Raw genomic sequence first — 19,763 nt, 5'->3', positions numbered from 1 at the left:
CATAATGACCGCCTCCTGATGGAGAAGCTACTGTGATGGGATGATGCCTGGTGTCGGTTCGCTGAAACTGGGGACCATTTATGCGTCAGCGCTCATCCGATCGCTGTTGCGAAGCACCCAACCGTCAGGGCTGACACAGACGACAAAGGAGGCTGGAAGAGTTAATAGAGAACGGTATCTTCTTAACTCTATTGATGATGAGGATTATCGTCGCTGGATCCTGAAGAAGAGCATATCACACGACTTTTGCCCTGATGCATGGTCATATCAACATGCTGGGGCATTCGTTCACGTTACCGGAAGATATTATGACAGGTGTTGAGATCATTGAATTTAAATACAAACAATGAATTATCTCCTTAGTGTGGTTTTTTACATCGGCCGTCCTCAAACCTCGATTAGCCGTGGCAATTTAATTCTTGGTTAAAAATTGCACCAATGTTAAGAATCATAAATTTCATATGCTATTTTTTAGATTTAAATCAAATTTCGTTGATTATTCCCATTGAATTTAAATTCTTTATTTTATTTAAAAATAAAAACAATACCCCCATATACTTAATAAATTTAGTGTTTTTTACCATTAATTATATTAATTTTAGTGAATGATAATGTTTTTCGCTAAAGTGGTTTATATACGGATAAATAAAAAATATTGATATATTTTTGATGGCTGATAGCATCTGCCCCTCTCAGGAAAAGAGTTTATCTAATAGAAAGAACGGAGAAAGTCGCCAGGTAGCGAGGCGACGGTTTTTTTTGGCTTCAGGACAATGATTATGCATAAAAATTATTACATTATTAATCTAATAGTGCGGAGTAATGCAGCCTGATATGATGCAAACGCTAATTAATGCATCGCTAAGTGCTGAGGCTAAAGCAGTCGTTGCCCATGCTTATAATTCAGGTGTCTCACAATCAGTAACTACAATTATAGAAGTAGAAAATGAAAGGACTCTTAGCGATGAGATATTACACGAATTTATAGTTGCTGGCTGGGGAGAAGAACTTGCTAAATATACTGAATTCAGAGAAGTTCCAGATGCAACAAATTGTGAAGCTATACGTCAAGTCCAGTTATCGGTCCAAAATGGTGCGGCCTTATTTGCAATATGTAAAGTAGTAACTAACGATTATAATCGGTACTACCTTTCAATCCATCATGCTTTGGCAGATGAAAAAACTCTTAGTTTGATTAAAAATATTGTTAATGTGTTTTGCGTTGGTAAGTCAGATATTGCGCTGAAAAATATGAATCAGGGCAGGTTGTTATATCGGAACTATATAGAACGACAACGTATTCTGGCTAAAACCGAAAAATGCGTGTCGTATCAATCGATGATACCAGTCAGACTGTCACAAACAGGGCCAATAGCGTGGAATAAGAAATGCACAAGAATAAATATACACAGAAGGATAAAGGTTGGTAGCACTAATAATGAAGTGTCACTACTCAATAAAATATTGCCTTATTTGTGTGATGCCGGCGTTATTTCAGAAGGTAGTATAGCGTGTTCGTCTCATGACTGGCGTTTACCGTACGAATCGGCAGCAATAGGCATGATGACCGGCCTTGTTGCTCTTCCTGTGAATACAGGTGCAATGAATTACCTGCAAACCAGCTTAGAGAGTTGTATCCGATATCATTCAGCTATGTCTGAGGTTTTGAGGTGTTGCCGTGCGTCTGAATTGTTTATCAATGGTTCTATGCCACGAGGGATTCCTTCATCGCAAGTAGTGGGTAGCATTTTCCCCGTTGGAATAAATATTCAGCGCATAAATTCATCAGAGTTCCGGTTAGATATGGAAGGTCCTTTTTGTAGTAGGTCTGCCGTCAATAACCTGCTTATTAACCTTACTGAAGCCCTGTCGGAAAGAAGGAAATAAAATGACTAATAACGTTGAAATATATAAGAGAGTATTTGCAGATGAAGTGCAGCGCATAACTAATATATTTAGTGAAGTCCTTGGAATAAAAAATATTGCCTCAAGTGATAACTTTTTCAAACTTGGAGGCGACTCTTTTGATGCGATTCGTGCCATATCAAAGTTAGGGAATGATCTTCAACTGGTCACTTTTTTCGAACACCCAACAGTTGAAGATTTAGCGAAATTCATTCTCTCAGGACAAGGAAAAACTCAGCTACGACTGGTCCCTCTGTATGACAATGCCTCAGCTTGCGGGTCAACAGTCGTCATTGGTGTGCCGTTTGGTGGGGGAGATCCAACAGCATATCAGGATCTTTTTCGTAGGAACCATGATGTACGAGTTTTTGGGGTGGATTTTGGTGATATTGAACTTGTTAAAGAATCAGAATTTCTTTTGCTTATTAATATTATTGCTGCTGAGATCGAAAAAATTGATGCCAAACACCTCATTATTTACGGCCATTGCGCTGGGGCAGCGACTGCGGCCTGTATCGCTTCGGCTTTAGAACCTATTGAAAATCACCTGTCTCTGATTGTTGCAGCGGCGAAGCCAATGGATGACCCGGATGCTGCAATTCAAGAAGCCGATGCAACATCTGATGACTCATGGGAGCAATTCCTCAGATCCATAGGCGCATTTTCTGGGCTGGAGAGTGCAGAAATTCACGCGATGCTCTCCAGAGGCCGTAGAGACCATCGTATTGCTGCAACTGCTTACAGAACCCTAGCTAAAAAACCTGCTCGTGGAGTGCCAGCTCTGGTGTTGTTGGGTGATGAAGATCCTGTTACCCCGACCTCTCATCATGCCGACATCATAGAGCATTGGCGGCGCTTTATTGATGTTGTTGACTCAAAGAGTCTGGCTGGAGGCGATCACTATTTTTTAAGTACGCACCCAGATGAGGTTGCTGATGCAGTTCTGTCATTCGAAGGACATTGTTTATTAAGAACACCTAGATCGTAAGAGGAAGCATAATGGCAAACGGTAATAACTTGCTACAAAGTCAGGTTGAACTGCTAGGGAAAGGCCAGATTGATCTCCAGACTGAAGACCCCGAATTAGCAACTATTCTGGACACTGAAGTTATGCGGCAGCACCGAACGCTTTCGCTGGTTGCATCTTGTTGTGCAGTAGAACCAAGAACGCTTGCTGCATCGGCTTCCGCGTTAGTTAATGTCACAGCCGAAGGAACCCCAGGTCGACGCTATCATGCTGGGTGTGAGAACGTCGATTTGGTCGAGTCTTTGGCGATTAAAAGGGCTGAAGAACTGTTTGGTGCACAGTACGCGGGTGTTCAGTCTCATTCGGCCTCAAGTGCAAACTACCAGGTATTGTCAGCATTACTTAAGCCTGGAGATACTTTACTCGGAATGTCGCTTGATTATGGTGGTCACCTTACTCACGGTAGCCCTGTCACATTCTCGGGGACTTATTACAAAGCAATTGGATATGGAACGACTACTGAAGGAGTGATTGATTATGAAGAGGTGCGTAAGTTAGCTCATGCCCATCACCCACGCATAATCATTTGTGGTGCTACTGCCTATTCGCGGATTGTGGATTTCGAACGATTCAGGGAAATTGCTGATGAAGTGGGGGCGATTCTACTTGCTGACATATCGCATATTGCCGGTCTTGTGGCTACAGGACGGCACCCAAGTCCGATCAATGCCGCACATGTAACCACGACATGTACACATAAACAATTGGCAGGTCCCCGGGGAGGATTAATCATGTCCGGACGGGATGCTGATGAGTTCGTCCCGGGCCGAAAAGTGACCTTCAGCCGTATCCTGGAGCAGGCCGTTTTCCCAAAAATGCAAGGGGCTCCTGCTGTCAATATGATGGCTGCGAAAGCGGCTGCATTTGGCTATGCAATGTCACCTGAATTTGATGCTTACATGGGGCGAATCAGGATAACGGCTGACGCTATAGTCAATGCGTTTCATTCAAAAGATTATGAAGTCATAGGGGGACGTTCGGAAAATCACACGATTTTGATCCGCCTATCTGGTGGCATGACAGGTTCTATCGCTGAATCAGCTTTGGAGCAGTGCGGAATTGTTGTGAATAAGAACCGTGTGCCGGGAGAGACCCGCTCTTCATTTGTCACCAGTGGGCTAAGAATCGGTACAGGTTCTCTGGCGCAACGTCATTTCGACGAACATGGATGCCATCAGGTCGTTGATTTAGTTTGCCGGATTTTGAAAGCGGTAGAGCCAACAGGAGAACAGGAGTTCTCGCTGGCTTCGGCCTTACGGGAACAGTTCCGCTCGGAGTCCGCTGCACTATGCGCCGCATATCCATTGATTAATTATATGCGCCGTTGATTTCACGGTTTGCCAAGTAGAGTATTCACACTCTAAAAGGAAGGAATATGAAAGATAAAATTAGATATGCCGCTATTAATGGATCGGAGCGCATCGATGGGAATAATGCTCGCGCATTGGAGTGGGCTGGCCACTATTTGGAAGAACAAGGTATTAGTCTGGAAGTATTCTCTCTGGCTGATGCTCAAATTGAACCTTGTGGTGCATGTGGAGATTGTAATTTTCGAAACGAACCGTGCGAACAGAATGATGATTCAGCACGTGCTGTTCGGCTTATGGAAGCGAGTGACGGAGTGATCTTCGCGAGTTCAGTGCATGGATTTGGCCCAACTCCTCTGATGTCTGCGTTTCTAGAACGGGTTGGTACTGGATTCCTGCGCCATAATCGTACGCTAACTAACAAAGTGGCTGGGATCATAGTGACCGGCAGGCGTATGGGGCACGTCGAGGTATACAATCAGATGCTTCAATGTGCGCTTTTGAACCGAATGATTATGGTTGGATACGGATTCCCAGCGATGCTCGTCGGTGACAAAAAAGGTGAGGTTTTGGGAGATAGCGAAGGCATGGAAATGATGCGCCGGATGATTGATCGAATGGTCTCAATGACACGTCTTATGCGTGAGTATGAGCAACTTACAGGACGGGTTGCGCTTCAGGTTGCTGAGCCAGGGGAACGGCATCGTGTGAATAAGGATGGTAAGTTTTATGTCCCGCCAAAGCCCAATATGTATCAAAGCAAAAATATAGAATGATTATCTGGTTTATATGATCTATTTCCTTTGTATTATCCAAAGGACGTAATATCAAAAATATTTCACGTATTTACCCTCCGGAAATATATGCGAGGAATTATGATAATTTTTCAATGGAGTTAAGCTTTGTTTTTTTGATTTAAATATTATTTACACTCAAGGGATAATAAAAAATGACGGGAAGGAAAATAGGCGGAGGGAGTATATTTCACAGCTATTTGGCAAAGTGGATTGCGGTGGAGCATCTCGAACGTTTCTCAAATTCAACCATTACAGAAATATCTCAGGCTTATGCGGGAATATATTCGTCCCGGCCTACTAGTTGGCTAGCCTTGATGGCGCGGAACGGTAATGTCAAACGGGATGAAGCCATTGCTATGGAAACAGATCCCGGCTTAGTGCGAATACCTGGAATGCGACGTTCAAAGTTTCTACTCCCACACACTCTGGCGTCCAAGGTTTTTGGCGCAACCCGTCTACCGCTAGCCAGCCATGAGTGGAGATTAACCGAAGCCGGACTTACGTTGGATGATTATCAACGAATACTACCTGATCTAATTGAATTCACTCGCTGTTCACCCGTCCAGCAGAAAGATATCGGTTATGCCCTTGGCTTGGTCGGCTCTCAAATTCGGGCATGTACGACCGTCGCTACTTATCAAGGGGTAATAATTCGGACCCCTCCGGCGAATCCTTGGTCCAGTCGGTGGTTGTATGTTGCTGCGCCTGATTCTTTACTCTCTTTCGAGGACAAGCCTTCCAACCGTGAGCAATTACTGCGTGAGATTGCCTGTCGTTACATTGAACATTATGGGCCGGTAACTGTAGGCGATCTTGCCTGGTGGCTGGGGGTGTCGAAGGGGAGCGCACGCTTATACATAGAGGGAGCAGGGGCATACGAAATTGGCGCTGAAATGTGGATAAGCGCCAGTAAGCGGGATCGTTTTCAACAATACATTTCATGTGCCGACCAACACTCTGGCGCAGAGGTACGATTTCTCCCCGCCTGGGATCCTCTGGTTATGGGGTATGCGCCCGGTTCTATGCAACGCGATTGTCTTGGGCTTAATCAGATCGGAGGGTATGACTCCGCAGGGAATGGGCGACCTGTTGTGATGATTGGTGCCCGAGCTGTGGCTACCTGGCGCACCATTGCTAAAGGGGGCAATCGCTCTATCTGGATAGATTTGTCACAGGTTTCTGACCATGAGCAAAAAATCCTTAAAGAAGCCGCCTCTGTATGGACGAACAGAATTGGCACTCTCCAGTATCAAGAGAATTAACTATAAAACGCCAACAATAAGTAAGGCAGGATAACATGGCAAATGAGATGACTTTAGTACCTCAAAAACCAGATTTACAGCATTTGACTGAAAGTTTGTCTGGGAAGACTCCAAAGAATGTTCGCTCTATATGGGAGGCATTCGAGTGTAAAGGGACCAAGTCTTCGTCTTTGGAACGCGTAGAGGAAATTATTAGCCTGCCTAATGGGCTCACCACTTCAATAGAAGACCTCGTAACGACGGCGGCCATGTTGGGGGCATTGCTCAGTACTGAAGGTAGGGTCACAGTTGGAATAAATGTTAATGGTGTCGCTAGTTACCTTGAAATCGATGCGGCTGAGTTATGCCGTACGGATGATACGCGTGCTTATATTTGTCATTTACGCCAAACCGCAGAACGGGTAAGGCATGATGAAATTAACGGTGTGGATATTGAGGTTACTGATGGGCAAACCAAACCTGCCGCCCAATCATTAGTCTGGTTGTCAGCCAAGGACGAGCGGTATGTATTGTCTTTACCAGAAAACCGTATCGAACAAACTGCGCGAACGCACCTGTGTAGGGTTGCGAGTTTTGCGTGCGCCCGCGTCTTGAGCTGTGGGGTAACTCCTGAAACGAATACCCTGCCTAAGCACTATATATCTGAACCAAGGCAGCGCAAGTCAATGATCGAACGCATTTTCAAACATGTGCAGGAGAGACCTACATCTCCAGCGATTGTGGATGATACATGTGGTCAAACCTTGACTTACGCCGAGGTGTGGGCCGCTTCAGCACAGCTGATAAAACAGTTAAACGAACAGTTTCCTCATCGATCATCGCCCCCTTGTGTCGCGCTATTTTTAGATAGGGGTTGGCGGCATCTCGTTTCTATCATTGCCGTTCAGCGTATGGGAGGGACTTGCGTACTGATCGATCCTTCTCATCCAGACGAGCGGATACGCACATTCATTAATGAATGTGACCCGGTCGCAGTTTTTTCTGCCGGCAGCCTAGTCAGTAGAGCTTATGATCTTGCCAATGTCCCCGTACTGATCATAAACAAAGAATATGGCTCACAGCAGCAAATTGAATGGGAAGTCGATACGGGGATTGGAACGACTAATGAAGTATGTTTCATAGCGGGAACATCAGGATCCACCGGCCGTCCGAAAGCTGTCTGTCTATCTTATAGTGGAATAGGTGTAACGCTTGACGCCATTATTAATCATGCTGGTTTGGAAGAACGCTCCAGAGGTTCATGGCTATCATCACCAGGGTACGGGATGGTTGAAGTTGACCCTCTGCCGATATTGTGCGCTGGCGGGGTGGTCTGTATTCCCTCGTCTGAGGTTTTACAAGATGTAAGGTTACTGGCCATTTGGCTCTCTAAGCAAAAGATCACACATTCGTTAGTCATGACATCAATCGCTGAAGCTTTATGGGCTGGCGGCGGACTGGCAACAGATCTACGCACGATGCTGATCGCGGGTGAGAGGTGTAAACAGTGGCAACCTGCGAATCTCAACTATCGGGTGCTTAATGTCTACGGATCTGCTGAGGCTGCCGTCGTGTCAATTGAGGATCTTTCAGCGGCACGTCGAACATTATTGCCATCTGTAGGTCGCGCAGTGCGCGGGGCGAACATGTATGTGGTCGATGATTATGGGCAAGAACTTCCTGCAAACTGCGTCGGTGAGTTAATCATTACAGGTGAAACGCTATCGGTATGTTATCTCAATGCGGGAGAAACCAAGAAATCTTTTCATCCGAACAGGTTAGATAAAACCTCACTTATGCAATATGTTTCGGGTGATAGAGCTCGGATGCATCTGGATGGGACTGTTGAAATATTTGGTCGAACAGATACGGTTGTAAAAATTCGCGGGCACCGCGTAGATCTCACAGAGGTGGAGATCTCTGCTCTCGAGGTTTCTGGTGTGGCTAAAGCAGCAGCTACCTGCTTGAGTGATGACACTGGTACGACACTGGTATTATTTATTGAACAGATCCAGGGAGCAACAGGTGTTAAAGATGCAGTACGTAAACATCTTGGGGGGCAACTTCAACCCTCGGCTCAGCCAAGTCAGATTGTTACAAGCATATTACCGTTAGGCAGCAACGGTAAGGTGGATTACGCATCTTTACAAGTTCATACATTAGCGCGAAATGTGAATCAAACGGTCTTCACTCCCATAACTGAAAATGAAATGGTGTTGCGTGAATGCTGGTTGACCTGGACTCGATGTGATGAGGCGACATTTGAATCCAATTTTTTCAATTCCGGTGGGGACTCATTACGTGCGATGCGCATGATGGGAGAACTTGCCTGCCAGCATAGCATACATGTTGAGATGAGTTCTTTCCTTGAAAATCCTACTCTTTCGAATCTTATATATTTGGCTAACACCTCACACTACACCGACCTGCCAACGTTTAAGCATCTTCCAGATAACCAACAGTTGGAGCCTTTCAATCTGAACGAGAGCCAACAGGCTTTGTGGATTGGTCGTGGTGCTGATTTTGACTATGGTGGTGTTGGTTGCCAGGGATACTTCGAGTGGGAAGTAAAGGATCTGGATAAGGAAAGGTTTGAGCGAGCGGTTGGTTTATTGGTTGAGCGCCATTCAATGCTTCGTATGACAATTGATGCCGCCGGCCATCAGAAAATTGGCATTTTTCATGGAAAACAAGCCGTTAAGTTTACGGATTTGAGTCAGCTTTCTCAGGAAGATATTGATAATGAAATCAATAAAATCCGCCTGCATATGGCTAATGAAGAGATCGGGACAACCCAATGGCCTCTTTTCCAGTTTGTTATAAGCCAGATTAATGTGACTTTAAGCAGGGTGCACTTCTGTATCGATATGTTGATCGCTGATGCCTGGTCAATTTTCCAAGTGATCATCCCCGACCTCATCGACTTTTATTTTGAGGACAATCCCCAATTACCTGAGCTTAAAACCACGTTTCATGACTATGTTGCTTATAGAGAGAAAGTTGTTCTGAGTGAGCGATATCGTGCCGATCGTGAGTATTGGTTAAAGAAAATAACCACATTACCCGTTGCTCCTAAGTTACCGCAGCTTGAATCGGGCGTTTCTGATTCGGATGCAAGATTTGAAAGATACGAAAGTTCTCTTGGCAAAGAGACCTGGAATCGCCTGAAAGCCCAGGCTCAGAAAAGGAATATTTCGCCGTCAGGGGCTATCGCCCTGGCACTATGTGAGGTGTTACGTACCTGGAGTGAAGAAGATCAGTTTACATTGAACTTCCCGGTCTCGGATCGGATGCCCGTGAGTGATGATATTGACTCCGTGGTGGGTGATTTTACAAATACACTCCTTGTTCCTTATGAAGCCAGTGTCGGTGATACGCTCGAGGTTCGCGGCAAACGGTTACAGAACGCAATTTGGGAAGCGCTTGATCACCGACTGTTTAGTGGTGTAGAGGTATTACGTGAACTCTCCAGGCTGCGTCGAACAGGGCTTGTTCCACTAATGCCTGTGGTGTTGACGAGCCTTCTTGGGCATCCCGGACGACATGACGTTGCTCGCTTAGGGCGCGAAGTTTTTGGCGTATCACAAACCCCGCAGGTAACCCTGGATGTTCAGATACGAGAGTCAGAAGGGACGCTGTACTTTAAATGGGATTACTTATCAGGAGTCATTCGCCCCGATGTTATCCAGGCGATGTATAGTGCCTTCTGCTCATTGTTGCAGCAGTTGGCGGACGAACCCGAGATTTGGGAAAACACCCGGCCAGACCTGCGCCCCCCCGAGCAGATTGAAGTACGAAACGCGGTCAATGACACGGGCTATATCGTCCCTCAGGTTCATTTGCGCGATTTGCTTCTGGAACGTCTTACTGAGAGTGTAAATGAACCCGCCGTCATCGACGCCTATAAGACATATACCTGGGGTGAACTCGGTCATATTGCAGCCTATATCAGTTCGCAGATCCGGCAGGCATGTTCCTTCGATGAGCAATTTGTCGGGATAGTGCTACCGAAAGGAATGACACAATATGCTACCGTTTATGGTTGCCTGTTGGCTGGTGTTGGTTATGTTCCTGTAGATATTGACCTACCGTCTGAACGTATAGGTGCGATGTTTACGCAGGCAGGGGTGCAAGTAGCAATTGCTCTACCTGAAATTACACTCCCTGCCAATATCCATAAGATTGAACTGGTAGTTGCAGATCTCAGCGGCCTGGCTCAACAACACCAGGATATTGATTTGCCGCCATGCGATCTGGGTCGAAAAGGTTATACACCGTATGTGATCTTCACTTCTGGCTCTACCGGAACTCCTAAGGGTGTTGAAATTCCAGAGGTAGCCGTTATCAACCATATTTTCGACGTGGTCGAGCGCTTCGGTTTGAATGCATCCACCAGACATCTGGCTTCTGCTGCATTCCACTTTGACATGTCAGTCTTCGATATTTTCGGTCCGTTAATGCACGGAGGTTCTGTCGTGGTGCCAGAACATGCAACTGGGCCAGATCCGGACTCCTGGTTGCGATTGATTCAAAGGCACGAAATCACATTCTGGGCATGTGTTCCCGCCGTTATGGAACTCGTATGCAGCGTAGCTGAGATTGGCCGTTCGACGTATGCTGTGGCCTCGGTCGCTAACATCGTAATGGCCGGTGACTGGATTCCATTATCGTTACTCCCTCGAGCCAGAACGCTTTTCCCATCTGCCCGGCTGTTTTCGTGTGGTGGACCTACCGAAACAACTAACTGGTCAGTGATTCATGAGATCAACGAACAGGAAGGTAGCGTTGTCAGAACAGTTATTTATGGCACGCCGATGCGGAACTCTAAGTATCACATCGTCGCTAATGACTGGAGTGATTGTCCTGACTGGGTACCTGGTGAAATGTTGGTAGAAAGCGATATTTCATTGTCATGTGGATACATTGGTCAACCAGATTTAACCAAGCGCACATTTATTCGCCATCCCCGAACTGGCATGCGGATGTATCGTACAGGGGATCTGGGGCGCTATCTGCCCAATGGCGAGATAGAAATCCTGGGGCGGTTAGATAATCAGATCAAGATTAACGGATTCAGAATTGAGCTTGGGGAAATTGAAAAGGTTGCCGAGGCCTGTGTTGGAGTATTCCGTGCTTGTGCCTTCTCATTACCTGGCCAGAATGGACACCCTAAGAATATTGCATTGGTCTATCTCGGTGAACCAATGCTTGAATCCGTGATAATCAAGGCTCTGACGCAACACCTGCCTAACTACATGATACCAAAATCCATCCGGCATGTACCCCATCTCCCTTTATCGAAGAATGGGAAGGTGGATGTATTAGCCTTACGTAATGCATTGAGGAATGAAATGAAAGAGCCAAATATTACATCCCGGAAGAGCACCTTACGGGAGGTTATTCATGTAATTTCCACTCAATTGTCTGAGCCTGTTGTGTTGCCTGAAGACAACTTCTTCGACTTGGGAGGGGATTCACTGTCCGCGACAAGGATCAAGGCTGAACTGGAAGCCAGGTTGTCGGTTGTCATTCCACTGGAGAACATCATGCTAACCGAAACGATAGATGAGTTAGCCAATAGCTTGTTCATTGGGGGGGACTATGAATAGCAATCAGACTCACCAGAAATGGCTCGATCATGTCACAGCATATCTGAATCGGCATACGACACCACAAAGTCTCCTTCAGAAGAGGGAATCGCACATTCAGGAAGTACTTGAGTACGTTAAAGATCGCTCCTCATTCTATCGTGAGCACCTGAAAAGGGAAAATAAGACCCAGAGTATCTTAAAAATCCTTGAAAATGTGCCTTTCACTACGAAGGGGGACTTACGTTCTGCTGGCATATCAGTTTGTAGCGCCCCGTTTGATGAAATCGCGATGTATTACGAAACGACAGGAACCACTGGGAAGCCAACACCGTGTCCACGAGCACCAATAGATGCCGATACAAGCGGGGCTTATGTGCAATACGCAATGAATAAGTTGTATCAATCAACTTTCGGAACGATGAAGGCGCTCACTGCCATCATGGGGCCATCAGAGTTGTATGCCTTCGGGGACACCTATGGGGAAGCTTGTCGGAATCTTGGTATCCCATTTGTTCGACTGTGGCCAGAGAGCCCCCGCGTTGGGTTGGATAAGGCAGCTCAACTGATAAAGGATCTCGGTGTGCGCTCATTAATCTGTTCCCCCGCAGTAGCGCTTGCCCTTGCACGGTTGTATGTAAGTCTCGGTATCGAGCCACGTGAGACAGCAGTAAAACAAATCCTTGTTCTTGGTGAGTTATGTACACCGGAGATGCTGGTGAACATTGGCAAGATTTGGGGGGCGCAATGTACTCACGGTCTGTATGGATCACAGGAAGCACATGCGGTCGCCACGGGTTGCCCTGAAGGTAACTTGCATTTATCTGAAACGAACTATCTGGCGGAAATACTTCCTATACCTGAACTCGGCAGCGAATTGGGTGAATTATGTCTGACAATGTTGGTTCCGGGGGCCAAACCGTTGATTCGCTTCTGTACCGGCGATTTGGTTAGTCTTCAGCCAGCAACTCATTGCAGCTGCGGTAATCACTCCCGCTGCTTACGAGTATACGGTAGAGCTGATGATGTTATGGCTATTGGGGGTCGTAAAGTTTACCCAGCCGCAATTGAGTCGATTATTTTAACATCAGCTGATTGGGTTTGGGGGTATCAGGTCAACGTTAGTAGGGCGAAAGATGGCACTGACGAGATTGACGTTTTGATGACGGCAAATATTGGTTCGAGATCGGTGGATGAAGTCCAGAAACTGCTAGCAGATTTTTTTGGCGTTCCGGTCAGATTGCAGTTGGTCGAACGTTTAGATTCAAGAACAGAGACCGGTGCTTACATTTCCTGGAAGCATGCCAGGGTTCAGGACAACAGGAAAGAATCAACGTCATGAGCGAGGCACAATCAGAAAGTTCGTGGGTTGTGGAGCGCCGCAATGTTCCCGACGCGATGACGAAAGTTCATGCGCGGCGACGCATACTCTCCCTCTATCCTCAACCTGCCTTGTTTGAGACAGGGGAAAGTTCTCAGGCTGTAGATGGTAATCAAACTCTCTTTATGGTCGATCTGTTATTCGAGTTGAAGTTGATAGATGGCAATTGGCATGTACACACCTGTGGCCCTTTTGAGGGTGATGTCAATACATATCGGGCAATCGTGAATGATATGACCCAAACTTTGTGGGAACGCCTGCGACAGGTGATGCGCTGTCTCGCATTGCCTGATGGCTACCCGTTGGTACTGCTCTTGGGATATAGCGCTGCTCGATTTATTGAGAACCTACCAGACATGGACATCGAAGAGGGGATCCCCGAAGTCCTGTTTCGTGTTTATCGATATACGATTCGTTATGACGATGCGCAAAATGGGGCACTAATCGATATATTGAAGTTTAGCCCCAATGATGTTTCGAATGTTGCCACGTTACTTGATGCCCTGACAAAAAATGAGAGTTCGCCGCCTGTCAAGGACTGGGACTTGGGCTGTATACGTGATCTGACAGAGAAAAGTGTGTTTAGTGCGGCTGTTGAGCGGGCGAAAGAGTATATCCGTGCTGGTGATATCTACCAGGTGCAGTTATGTCGACGTGCTGTATTGAGTGCAACTATTCCGCCGATAGATCTCTATGAGCGTCTTGCGTCAATTAATCCAGCGCCCTACATGTATTACCTGGATATTGGTAACCAACATATTGTGTCTTCCAGCCCAGAACTCATGATTCGGGTACAAGACGGTGTTGCCCAGGTTCGTCCGATAGCAGGGACGATGAGGCAAAAGGATCAAAGAGGAGAGAGCTTAAACAACATCCCTAAAGAGGCCGCTGAACACCTGATGCTGGTCGACTTGGCACGTAATGATTTGGCTCGTTGCGCTATTCCCGGCGGAGTAGCAGTAACGTCTTTTATGCAAGTAACCTCCTATGGACCTCTCCTTCATTTAGTTTCGACGATTGAGACTAAGATTCGCACTGGGTGCGATATATGGGATCTGATTATAGCAAACTTCCCAGCAGGTACGATGACAGGAGCTCCCAAGGTTCGTGCTATGGAAATCATTTCTGAGCTCGAAGGGGCGCCTCGTGGATTATATACCGGATGTGCGGGATATATTACGGGCTTGAACAGCGGGGTTTTCGCTCTGACAATTCGGACGATCATTGGAAATCCTGGCCGGTATATATTGCAATCTGCCGCTGGAATTGTTACTGACTCACAAGCGGCGGCAGAGTGGGATGAAACAGGTGCGAAGATTGACTCGTTTTCTCGAACAATGGTGGTGAACGCATGAAAGTATTATTGGTGGATGCTTTTGACAGTTTTGTGTTTGTCATCGAACAATATTACCTGATGGTCGGAGCAAAGACGAAAGTAATCCGAGTCAACAATGACCCAATTAGCTATTACGAGCAATGGAGGCCAGATCTCTTGGTCTTGGGACCCGGGCCAGGCACACCTCAGGAGCATGGTTATTTGGACATACTCCTGAGAGTGAAAAAACAGCAAGCTATTTTTGGTGTATGTTTGGGGCATCAAGCGATCGGGGAATTTTTTGGCGGGGAGCTCTTTCACGCACCTACTGTTGAACACGGTAAGTACGCGCGAGTACAACACGATGGACAAGGTGTTTTCCGTAATATTCCGACGCCAATAAACGTAGTCCGTTATCACTCATTGGCTATTACCAACTTTGCGATGGTGAGGGACTTGTTACCTACTGCCTATTCTGAGGAGGATAATGTAAATATGGCGGTACGACACCGCACACGTCCAATTGAAAGCGTACAGTTTCATCCTGAAAGTATCGGAACAGATCACGGATTAAGGATAGTCGAAAACTCATTGTCATTAGTCAATCATGTTGTTACGTAATTATATTAGATAGGTGATAGTTTTTTAAGGTAATAGAATAAGTAGCAAAATTATGACTCAAAAATTAGAGAATGGAATAATGAATAGAAATAGATGGAAAGCGTTAAGTGTTATTTCAATTATACAATTCATACTACTGCTTGATGCCACAGTAGTAAATGTGGCATTACCTCAAATCAAGTCTGATCTAGGGTTTAGCGATGGATCTTTAACATGGGTGGTGAATGCTTATCTTATTGCGGCAGGATCACTATTATTGCTTGGCGGGAAGATTGGTGATGCTTTTGGTGTGTTACGTACATTCCAGATAGGCATCTCCATCTTTGGTTTGTTCTCTCTTGTCGCAACTGTTGCACCTAATGTTTCTGTACTTATTTTAGGACGTACTGGCCAGGGGGTTGGCGAGGCTCTTGCTGCTGCGACTGGGTTAGCCATGGTTTCTTTGTTATTTCCCTCAGGCCCTGAGCGTGGGAAGGCTTTTTCAATCTGGACCGCACTTGGTGGTATGGGGTCAATTATAGGCGTTCTGCTATCTGGTATACTCACTGAACATCTTTCATGGCGTTGGGTTTTTGGGATAAATGTACCAATAGTTATACTCCTTGCCGTAGCAACAGTAATATTGATTCCAAAATTCTCCGAGCGGATACGTTCGCATTTAGATCTCGGTAATGCATTAACACTAGTAGCGGCTGTATCCTCGATAGTTTTAGGTGTGATCGGTTCTGGTATTGAACAGTTATATTGGCTCCGTTTTATGCTATTTGTATTAGGCCTATTGGGCATAATGTTGGTGCTTAAGCGTTGTAAGTTCTCAGAAGATGGCATCATCCCTGCTCGGTTGATGACTCGTTCACCGCGGCTTTTAGGGTATGCCATCGTTGCGATTCAAGCTGGTACATCAGGAGCTCTTTTTTATCTTGGTGTTTTATTATTGCAAGACTATCTCGGTATGACACCTATGCAAACTGGGTTTGCCTGGCTACCTTTCTGTTTTGGTTTTTTCCCTGGTATTTTTATGTCTCAGTCAGTCACAAAGCAAAAGGGAGCACGGATTGCCGCTATCACAGGACTCGCTATTTCAGCTATTGGTTTTGTGTTATTTGCAATTGGAGTAACGACTCAGAGCTATTGGATAGGAATGATGCCTGCCATGCTCGTCACCTCCATTGGTTTTGGTTGTGTTGCTCCTGTCGCACAATCACTCGCGACTAATGGACTTTCCGATAATGACGCGGGTGCTGGATCAGGCATGGCAACAACAATACAACAGTTATTTCAAGTGGGAGGGGTGACGTTATTGACCACTGTCGCCATTGCTTTCACTAATGAAGCTTCTACCATTGGAGCAAACGGATTCATCGTTGCGTTTGCGCTGGGTGCTGTAATGTTGAGCGTTGGAGCTATTTTTATCGGAACTACACGTAGCGCCCTGATACTTGAAACGGATTATTCACATCTTAAAGATTAGGATAAAATCGATGACTCAAAATTATTTAATCCCATCGGTTAGTGGTCCACTCATAGATATTCCATGCACGACAGGATTACGTGAAAAATGGATAGGAGCTATGTTGGATCAAACTGGTCGGGCTTATTCTGGTGCATTTCGCCTCGATTTTTCCTCTGGATGCAAGCCGGAAAAAGTATTGAGCGCTGTTGTTGAAACGTTTGCCAGACATCCTGTTTTGGCCGCTCGATTCGATATTGAATGCGACACTCTCGTTGGGCGGGCACCGAGTGAGTCTATGTTATATGAGATACTGCAACTGCATTTATGTACGACACAATCTGGAATTACAGACGAATCGTTTCTTGCATACCGTTCAAAGCGTGCAAGTGAACCGGGACTCAGAATAGCTTCAACGATGGATGATGAAGGATTACATGTCTGGATAGGTTTTTGGGTCTTTACCTGTGATGGCGCATCAATAGACTTGCTGGTTGAAGATATTGCTCATTTCTATCGTGGAGAACCAGCCAGTTCATCCCGGTATTGGCAGGAATATGCCAGGAAGGAAATATTCCTTACGTCAAAGAGAGTGATAAGCAATCGGGATAAGTTGGCTGCTTATCCTGAGGCTGGTCCATATGGAATAGATGCGCTGCGGGCTACTTCGCCTGGTACCATAGGGCAAATGCAGAGCATAAGATTCAATTCTAAAATAGCGCGTAGAAAGCTCTATGCAAGTGCAAAAGCCTGTCGTATTACACCATTTGTGCTGTTGTTTTCTGCCTTTCAACACGCAATAAGTGTAGTCAGTGGAGTAACAACTATTGTTACAGGTGTTCCATTTATTAATCGGCAGCGACAGCATGAACATACTATTGTTGGCCCAGTGTCTACAACAGTCCCCGTCACAACTCTCCATATACCAGATGAACCGTTTGTAACTAAGCTTAATCAGTTTCAACGTGCGGTAATTGACGCAGCAGGACGGCAAGATATTGAACCCTCGGCACTGTATCCTGAAGGGGTTTCGGCACGAACTGCCGCGTATGAACTACCTTATCCTCAGTTGTTCAATGCTTGGAACTCACAACGAGAGGGGGTTCCCATAGCACTGGATGAGTCTGAGTTTATGGTTCTTCACCTGTTACCTAATGATACATGTCGTGTGGGGTTCGAGATTACCCTTGATGAACACACGGAGTATATATCAGGTCGTTTTGATCTCGATATTAACTCCTATGGTAAGTATACAAAAGAGATATTAAGTCAGATGATTATTATTTTAGATGATATCATATTAAAAAAAACATGAGTGTTCTTATTTAATAAGATGGCTCCTCCAATCGGCAGAATAAACTCTGTTCAGTACATATATTGATGTTCAGTTTTTTTATGAAAATTGGTAGGAGCTTATGTCATTATCATATTTTTAAGAGGGATTTTATGATTAGTGCAGTCCAACATTATCTACGTGAAACAATGAAACATTATCCCCATAAGATTGTAGTTAAATATAAAATTGGTTCCATTAATGAATCGATTACATATAGTTAGTTGGATAGGTTTAGTGATGAATTTGATCATCATCTTCAAAAAATTTGGGTACAGAAAGGCGACATGGTCGCCTTCTTTTCAGACTGAAGAAAATATTGTGTGCTGGCGAAGTGTTATCAGTTAGTGTGCTAAGAAAATGGATGAATTTTTTCCCTCATGTACGGTTCACTAATATGTATGGACCTACCAAAATTACAGTGGATTGTTGCTATCATATCATTGAAAGTATCCCATCACCTGAAGATAAATACGTCCTAATTGGTTTGCCTTGAACTAACATGGAAATGTATATATTGACGGATGAAGGGAGTATCACTCTAGAGCCTAAAGTTGTGGAGATTTGTCAGTCAGAGGGACATCTGTTTCTCAAGGGTATTTGATGAGTAAAGGAAAAACGCAAGAAAAATTCATCCAAAACCCTATGAATGATAAATATTCTGATACTATGTATAAAACAGGTTATTTAGTATTTACTGATGATGCCGGTTTTTATTATTCAGGTAGAGTTGATAACCAAATAAAATATTTCGGATATCGTATTGAGTTAAGGGAGATTGAGACGGGAGTTTTACGTCTTGATTTTATTGATGAGGCTGTTGCTATCTATAATGAATCGAATGTTAATTTAAACTCATTTATTGGTATGGTCGTTAAATCCTCTCATTTTATTGAATTAAAACAGTTTCGCACGGAGTTATCCAGGGTGTTACCTAATTATATTATTCCTTCTAAAATTATTTTTGTGGAAACTCAATTCCTCAGACTAGAAAATGGTAAGTGTAATAGAAGAGAAATAGCCAAGTTGTTTGTTTAATGGTTTTATAGTACTTTGGGAAAGATAAAAATTTATAATTTTTGTCACCTATGATTATTATTGTAATCCAACAACATTTGAGAACAGGTTGTTATTGGCATTCATAGGAAAGTGACTTAGTCAAAATCATTTGTTTTTGTAATTTAATTGTTAAAAAAGGAGTGGCGGAGTGGGTTTAATATCTAATGGTGTTAACAATAGAAAAATTAGTAAATTTCTTCATCGCAATAGCCTTCTTTCACTTTGCACTTATAGTCAGGATGATTTTTGGCCTGCAAGTTGCCTTTTTAAATTCAATGAAAAGAGCATGAGTCTTTGGGTGTCAACCAATGAAAATACCAGGCACTCAAAGATCATGACTGTAAATAATAGTGTTGTTGGTACTATAAATTCAACATCTTTATTCCTTCCATTTAAAAGAGGGGTGCAATATAAAGGTCGTATTTCTAAATTGGATGGTAAGCAGCTAAGTATAGCAAAAGGAGAATACCTGAAGAAATTCCCTTTTTTTAAAAATAAAGTGAAATGCATATGGGAGATTGAACTTGATGAGATAAAATATACAGATCTGCGAATGGGGGCCATACAAGTTGCTGTTTGGCTCAGGTCTGATGATAAATACTATTATGGTTGAGTGATCTCTTCCCATTAAACAGGACCAGGCTAAACTGGAGTTTTCTGCCCTTCTTTTCCTTAAAAAAGAGGCAATCCGGCCATGAAAAAGATCCGCTGTACTGAAGAGCAAATTGCTTTTGCCCTG

Annotated in this window: 14 protein-coding genes and 1 pseudogene; all 15 read left to right on the top strand. The window is 44.7% G+C overall.

Annotated elements, in window-relative coordinates; translation table 11 throughout:
* Positions 1 to 25: 25 nt before the first annotated feature.
* A pseudogene (locus HOY33_RS18735) lies at positions 26 to 363 on the top strand (Tn3 family transposase); the annotation flags it as partial.
* A gap of 459 nt (positions 364 to 822) precedes the next feature.
* A complete protein-coding gene (locus tag HOY33_RS18730; RefSeq protein ID WP_172291627.1) occupies positions 823 to 1,887 on the top strand; it encodes a hypothetical protein in 1,065 nt (354 codons plus the stop codon).
* Position 1,888: 1 nt separating this feature from the next.
* Positions 1,889 to 2,893: an alpha/beta fold hydrolase gene (locus tag HOY33_RS18725; protein WP_172291628.1), complete on the top strand. Its 1,005-nt coding sequence runs from the start codon at positions 1,889 to 1,891 to the stop codon at positions 2,891 to 2,893.
* 11 nt (positions 2,894 to 2,904) lie between these two features.
* The gene (glyA, locus tag HOY33_RS18720) at positions 2,905 to 4,260 is read left to right on the top strand and encodes a serine hydroxymethyltransferase (RefSeq protein WP_172291629.1); all 1,356 of its coding nucleotides are present in this window, start codon (positions 2,905 to 2,907) and stop codon (positions 4,258 to 4,260) included.
* A 47-nt stretch (positions 4,261 to 4,307) separates the two neighbouring features.
* Positions 4,308 to 5,015 (top strand): flavodoxin family protein, encoded by a 708-nt coding sequence (locus tag HOY33_RS18715; RefSeq protein ID WP_172291630.1) that lies wholly within the window; start codon positions 4,308 to 4,310, stop codon positions 5,013 to 5,015.
* A gap of 173 nt (positions 5,016 to 5,188) precedes the next feature.
* Positions 5,189 to 6,298, top strand: coding sequence for a DNA glycosylase AlkZ-like family protein (locus tag HOY33_RS18710; RefSeq protein ID WP_172291631.1), 1,110 nt, complete (start codon positions 5,189 to 5,191; stop codon positions 6,296 to 6,298).
* Positions 6,299 to 6,333: 35 nt separating this feature from the next.
* Positions 6,334 to 11,886 carry a non-ribosomal peptide synthetase gene (locus tag HOY33_RS18705; RefSeq protein ID WP_216660578.1) on the top strand — a complete coding sequence of 1,851 codons (5,553 nt, stop codon included), beginning with the start codon at positions 6,334 to 6,336 and terminating at the stop codon, positions 11,884 to 11,886.
* Positions 11,879 to 13,207, top strand: coding sequence for a phenylacetate--CoA ligase family protein (locus tag HOY33_RS18700; protein ID WP_172291632.1), 1,329 nt, complete (start codon positions 11,879 to 11,881; stop codon positions 13,205 to 13,207). Before HOY33_RS18705 ends, HOY33_RS18700 begins: the two co-directional genes overlap by 8 nt.
* A complete protein-coding gene (locus tag HOY33_RS18695) occupies positions 13,204 to 14,601 on the top strand; it encodes an anthranilate synthase component I family protein (RefSeq protein WP_172291633.1) in 1,398 nt (465 codons plus the stop codon). Before HOY33_RS18700 ends, HOY33_RS18695 begins: the two co-directional genes overlap by 4 nt.
* Positions 14,598 to 15,182 carry an aminodeoxychorismate/anthranilate synthase component II gene (locus tag HOY33_RS18690; RefSeq protein WP_172291634.1) on the top strand — a complete coding sequence of 195 codons (585 nt, stop codon included), beginning with the start codon at positions 14,598 to 14,600 and terminating at the stop codon, positions 15,180 to 15,182. The genes HOY33_RS18695 and HOY33_RS18690 overlap by 4 nt, the downstream gene beginning before the upstream one ends.
* 52 nt (positions 15,183 to 15,234) lie before the next feature.
* The gene (locus HOY33_RS18685; RefSeq protein WP_172291635.1) at positions 15,235 to 16,653 is read left to right on the top strand and encodes an MFS transporter; all 1,419 of its coding nucleotides are present in this window, start codon (positions 15,235 to 15,237) and stop codon (positions 16,651 to 16,653) included.
* 10 nt (positions 16,654 to 16,663) lie between these two features.
* On the top strand, positions 16,664 to 17,947 hold the full coding sequence (locus HOY33_RS18680) for a condensation domain-containing protein (RefSeq protein WP_172291636.1): 1,284 nt from the start codon (positions 16,664 to 16,666) through the stop codon (positions 17,945 to 17,947).
* 286 nt (positions 17,948 to 18,233) lie between these two features.
* Positions 18,234 to 18,461: an AMP-binding protein gene (locus HOY33_RS20860; RefSeq protein WP_370541774.1), complete on the top strand. Its 228-nt coding sequence runs from the start codon at positions 18,234 to 18,236 to the stop codon at positions 18,459 to 18,461.
* 107 nt (positions 18,462 to 18,568) lie between these two features.
* A complete protein-coding gene (locus HOY33_RS18675) occupies positions 18,569 to 19,003 on the top strand; it encodes a hypothetical protein (RefSeq protein ID WP_253906996.1) in 435 nt (144 codons plus the stop codon).
* Between the two features lie 169 nt (positions 19,004 to 19,172).
* The gene (locus HOY33_RS18670; RefSeq protein ID WP_172291638.1) at positions 19,173 to 19,637 is read left to right on the top strand and encodes a hypothetical protein; all 465 of its coding nucleotides are present in this window, start codon (positions 19,173 to 19,175) and stop codon (positions 19,635 to 19,637) included.
* Positions 19,638 to 19,763 lie beyond the last annotated feature (126 nt).

Source organism: Brenneria sp. hezel4-2-4, from assembly GCF_013155275.1.
GTDB lineage: Bacteria > Pseudomonadota > Gammaproteobacteria > Enterobacterales > Enterobacteriaceae > Brenneria.
Note: the sequence above shows the minus strand (reverse complement) of the source record. Positions and strands in the feature narration are given on the sequence as shown.